This window comes from Noviherbaspirillum denitrificans, assembly GCF_002211445.1.
Lineage (GTDB): Bacteria > Pseudomonadota > Gammaproteobacteria > Burkholderiales > Burkholderiaceae_D > Noviherbaspirillum > Noviherbaspirillum denitrificans.
This window is the reverse complement of record NZ_LSTO01000034.1, coordinates 1-4586: the sequence shown is the minus strand read 5'-3', so window position 1 is coordinate 4586 and position 4586 is coordinate 1. Positions and strand designations below refer to the sequence as shown.

Annotated in this window: 6 protein-coding genes; 5 read left to right on the top strand and 1 reads right to left on the bottom strand. The window is 60.5% G+C overall.

Going from position 1 to position 4586, the window contains the following annotated elements; translation table 11 throughout:
• Positions 1–207: 207 nt before the first annotated feature.
• The 5 genes from blaOXA (at position 208) to AYR66_RS27905 (ending at position 3510) form a co-directional block, all read left to right on the top strand.
• On the top strand, positions 208–990 hold the full coding sequence (gene blaOXA, locus AYR66_RS27925) for a class D beta-lactamase (protein WP_088710781.1): 783 nt from the start codon (positions 208–210) through the stop codon (positions 988–990).
• A gap of 140 nt (positions 991–1130) precedes the next feature.
• The gene (locus tag AYR66_RS27920) at positions 1131–1526 is read left to right on the top strand and encodes a VOC family protein (protein ID WP_088710780.1); all 396 of its coding nucleotides are present in this window, start codon (positions 1131–1133) and stop codon (positions 1524–1526) included.
• A gap of 82 nt (positions 1527–1608) precedes the next feature.
• Positions 1609–2271, top strand: a complete 663-nt coding sequence (locus tag AYR66_RS27915) for a hypothetical protein (RefSeq protein WP_088710779.1) — start codon at positions 1609–1611, stop codon at positions 2269–2271.
• Positions 2272–2314: 43 nt separating this feature from the next.
• On the top strand, positions 2315–2923 hold the full coding sequence (locus AYR66_RS27910; RefSeq protein ID WP_088710778.1) for an alpha/beta fold hydrolase: 609 nt from the start codon (positions 2315–2317) through the stop codon (positions 2921–2923).
• A gap of 41 nt (positions 2924–2964) precedes the next feature.
• Complete coding sequence (locus AYR66_RS27905) at positions 2965–3510, top strand: NMCC_0638 family (lipo)protein (protein WP_088710777.1); 546 nt, start codon at positions 2965–2967, stop codon at positions 3508–3510.
• A 12-nt stretch (positions 3511–3522) separates the two neighbouring features.
• Here AYR66_RS27905 and AYR66_RS27900 read toward each other — a convergent pair.
• Positions 3523–4586 (bottom strand): efflux transporter outer membrane subunit (locus tag AYR66_RS27900; RefSeq protein WP_141104360.1); only part of this gene is annotated, 1064 nt, incomplete at its 5' end.

The following is a 4586-nucleotide window of genomic DNA, read 5'->3' as shown; positions in this document are numbered from 1 at the left end:
CATGGTGTATGGCGGCAGCGGCCACCGGCTCGCCGCCTACCTGCGCCGCGCGCCAGTGCTGAAGACCTTCAACCGCCTCACCGGCGGCGCCTTCATCGGCTTTGCAGCGGTGATGGCCGCATCCCGCCACTGACGTACCCATGCTCATTGGCGGCACCCGCGCCCTCCTCTTCGATACACGACTCAGTACCCTGGACGCTGCGGCGCATGTCACGTTTCCTGTTACCCGTTTTCTGCGGCTTGCTGTTGGCCACGCCCGTCGCGCGGGCGGAAGATGCCGTGCTTGCCGGCCTCTTTACCCAGGCCGGTGTCAAAGGCACGATCGTTATCACACCGCTTGAAGGCGGTGAAGCCTTCACCCACGAAGACCAACGGTCGGGAGAGAGAGTCCCGGTTGCATCAACGTTCAAGATCCTGAACACGCTCATCGGGCTTGAGGAACAAGCGATTTCCGATAGCGACGAGTTCAAGTGGGACGGCATATCAAGGGAAATCGCCGACTGGAACCACGATCAAACGCTGGATAGCGCCTTCAGGACATCGTGCGTGTGGTGCTTCCAGCATATCGCTCGAAGAGTCGGCGCGGCAAAGTACGAGAAATATTTGACTGCCATTACATACGGCGAACTCAAGAGACCATTCGAAGAAACCACGTTCTGGCTGGACGGTTCATTGAAGGCGAGCGCGACTGAGCAGGTCGATCTCCTGAAGCAGATATATCGCCGTTCCTTGCCTTTCCGGAGTTCGTCTTACGATACCCTTCGTCGCATCATGCTTGTCGACCAGACCCCGCAATACGCGATCCGCGCCAAGACGGGATGGGCAACCAGCGTCTCTCCACAGGTCGGCTGGTATGTCGGGTATGTCGAGACAAAAGAAAAAGGAACCTGGTTCTTCGCGTTGAACCTCGACGCCGCATCTCAGGACGCGTTGCCATTGCGTCAGAAGATAACGCGGGAGGCATTGCAGGCCAAAGGAATCATTCAATGATTCGCCGCTCTGCGATACGATGTCTCGCAATAATCCATCTGCCTGACTGCAAGACTTGTCCCTGAATCCGAATGACAAGTTCCCCCGATGCCGTTCATGCGGTTCAAGGAGCGTCCGTATGAATCAAGTTGGAGAGTTCCATGCTCGTACTCGACCACGTTTCCATTTCCGTACCCAGCATCGACATCGCACGTCCCTTCTATGACGCGATAATGGCCGCTCTCGGCGTCGACAAGGTCTATGATCGACCGGCGGCCCTGGGTTACGGCGCCAGATGTAACGCATCAGAACCCTTCCATACTTACCTGGCCATCTATGAATCCGCGACAGCCAATGTCGATGAAAAGCGGCATTGGTGTTTCAAGGCGACCTCCCGAGCGCAGGTCAACGCCTTTTACGCGGCAGGCCTGACGACTGGCGGTAAGGATGATGGCGCTCCTGGGCTTCGTCCTCAATATCATGAGGGCTATTTCGCCGCCTTCCTGCTGGATCCTTTTGGTAACCGCGTTGAAGCGGTCTGCCACCGTGTCGAATAAGGGATGTGCCGATCTGGTCCAGCGGGCTGTCGCTCAGCTGCGTTTTCTGACAAGCGCTGATCTTCGTCGGTGCCATCGACGCGTGCGCCCGCTCCTCATCGCTCTTTGCCTTGTGCTCTGGCTCCCGGCACGCGCTTCTGCTTCGCCAAGTCAGATTGATCTCATCTACAGCGAGAGTACCGACGCCCAGTGCGCCGAACAACACAACTACCAAATTCGCGCCGAGTGGGCGGCCGAGCTGCATGCCCGGTTGCCAGAGTTTGTGTCTTTGTGGAATTCCGTCGCGCCGCCAATGTTGGACGCGGTTACGGCGTTGACTGGCAAGACCGTTGAGACTCCTCGTGCAGTCAGGCTTACCCTCTGCGACACCCCGTCGCAATCCATGGTGGAGCCAAGTGTCAACATGCGCTTCGCGCTTCGCTCCTTCACGCCGCAGGCCGTTCCCTTGCGGTACAAGGCGGACACTGCTTTCCACGAAATCCTGCACGGCTTCGTCCATCGGCATACGCCGGCCGGCTCTGCGCTTCTTCGAGAGCGCAAAGGCGAGTCTCGCTGCGTGCGCAATCACCTTCACCTGCTCGCGCTGCAAAAAGCCGTGTTACTGTCGCTAGGTGCCACGCAGGAGCTGGCCCAGGTCATTGCCATCGACAGCCAGCTGCCGTCGGCTTGCTACAAGCGTGCATGGGAGCTTGTCAATGAGACGGAAGGGACTTACAAACAATATGTGTCGGAACTTGCACGCTGAGACGGACGGTTCTCGAAAATCCGGGCCTGTCTCGCACTCAACCATGCACTCCCAACTCCTATTTCTTCCCGGCGCATTAGGCCGAACCGAACTGTGGCTGCCCGTTGCCGATCGACTCGCCCACCCAGCCCCAAAAATCCACATCGGATGGCCAGGCTTCGGCTCCACGCCACCCGACCCGGAAGTCAAGGGAATCGATGACCTGGTCGCCAAAGTCGTCTCCCAAATAAATCAGCCTACCGCACTGATCGCGCAATCAATGGGCGGCGTAGTCGCCATCCGTGCCGCATTGGAAAAGCCGGATCTCGTCACCCACCTGGTCTTGAGCGTCACTTCAGGCGGAATCGATATGAGAAAACATGGCGCACAAGACTGGCGCGCTTCGTTCCTCGCAGCCCATCCTTCGCTGCCGCGCTGGTTCTCCGCATACCAGGAAGATTTGACGACAAAGCTTCCGGAGCTTCACATCCCGACGCTGCTCTTGTGGGGCGATGCGGATCCCATCAGCCCCGTGGGCGCCGGCGAGCGCTTGGCTTCGTTGCTGCCGCGCGCTAAATTACACATATTGCCGGGTGGCGAACACGATCTCGCCAGCACCTTTGCTGCTGATGTCGCCCCGCTTATCGATGCTCATCTTGGTGAAGAGACCTGACAATTCGCCGGTTTCCGTCCCTGGATTTTTCGGAGCTCACGATGCTTAAACTTGCCGCCGCCATACTTGCGCTTGGTCTGGTTTCAACTAGTTGCATCGCCAGCGAGGGAGAAGACCAGGCCAACGCATTCGCCAATATTTACGCATCGCTCTGCATGAAGGAGCTGGCAAATCTCGCAGGGCTCCGAGCCAGGTTGGCGCCAATGCCCAAGCTCCCGCTCGAAAAGGCCGCGCCATTCCTTGCCTACCAGATCGGCGATGCCTGGCCCATTTCCGATAAACACGGACTTTTCGTGCTTGCGCTGCCTGCCGGGAAAAGCGTCTGCATGGTGTATGCCCGCCGGGCAGACACCGAGGCGGCGAAGAGATTGTTCACCAAGCTGGTAGCCAGCCCTCCCGCTCCCTTCGCGGCAAGACAAGTCAGAGACGAGCTGGATCAAACACCAACCAATGGCCAGACCCATACCGTCGCCTACGAGTGGACGCTTCCGGACGCGTCGCGAAAAATGCTCTTTACCCTGACCACTGCCCCTTCAGAGAACGCGCAGCTTCAGGTGTTCGGTTCGGCGGCAATTATTGGCCAATAAGCCGGCAGACGGTTACCCCGCCGCCGTCTCCTTCAGCCCCCCCCCAAGCGAGCGATACAGATCCACCGCATTTGTCAACCGCAGCAAGCGCGCCTGCACCAGCGATTGCTCCGCAGAAAACAGTTCACGCTGGGCATCGAGCACGTCGAGTGCGCTGGCGACACCGTTCTGATAACGCTGCTCCGCCAGCTTCATGCGTTCCCGCTGTGCGTCCAGCACGCGCGCCTGCGCATCGATCTGTTCGTCGATGGCGCCGCGTGCGACCAGCGCGTCCGCCACCTCGCGGAAGGCGACCTGGATCGCCTTCTCGTAATCTGCGATCGCGATGTCCTTGCGCACTTCCGCGACGCTGAGGTTGGCGCGGTTGCGGCCGGCGTCGAAGATGGGCAGCACGAGTTGCGGCACGAACGACCAGGCGCGGGTGCCGGCATCGAACAGGCCGGACAGCTCGCCGCTGGCGCTGCCGATCCCCGCGGTAAGGCTAATCCGCGGGAAGAAGGCGGCGCGCGCTGCGCCGATGTTGGCGTTGGATGCCTTCAGGCGTTGTTCGCTGGCGCGAATGTCCGGACGACGCGCGAGCAGGTCGGACGGCAGGCCTGCCGGGAGTTCGGCGACGATGCCCTGGGACGACAGCGGAAGTGCTTGCGGCAGGTCGTTCAAGGGTCGGCCAACGAGCAGCGTCAGCGCATTGATGGCCTGGGCGCGCTGGCGTTGCAGGGTTGCCAGCGAGGCGCGTGCACTTTGCACCAGGATTTCATTCTGGCGCAGGTCGAGCGCGGAGGATGCGCCGACTTCGAAGCGTTGCTGCGCGAGCTTGTACGCGGATTCGCGCGATGTGAAGGTGCGGCGGGCCAGTTCTTCCTGCTCCGCCAGCGCACGCTCGGACAGGTAAGCCTTGGCGACCTCGGCGACGAGGCTGATGTGGGCGGCGCGGCGCGCTTCTTCGGTCGCCAGGTATTGCGACAGCGCGGCGTCGTTGAGGCTGCGCACGCGACCGAAGAAATCCAGCTCGAATGCGGGAAGCGACAAGCCGACTTGATAAGCGGTGCCGACGACCGATGTGCGGGTGGGCGACG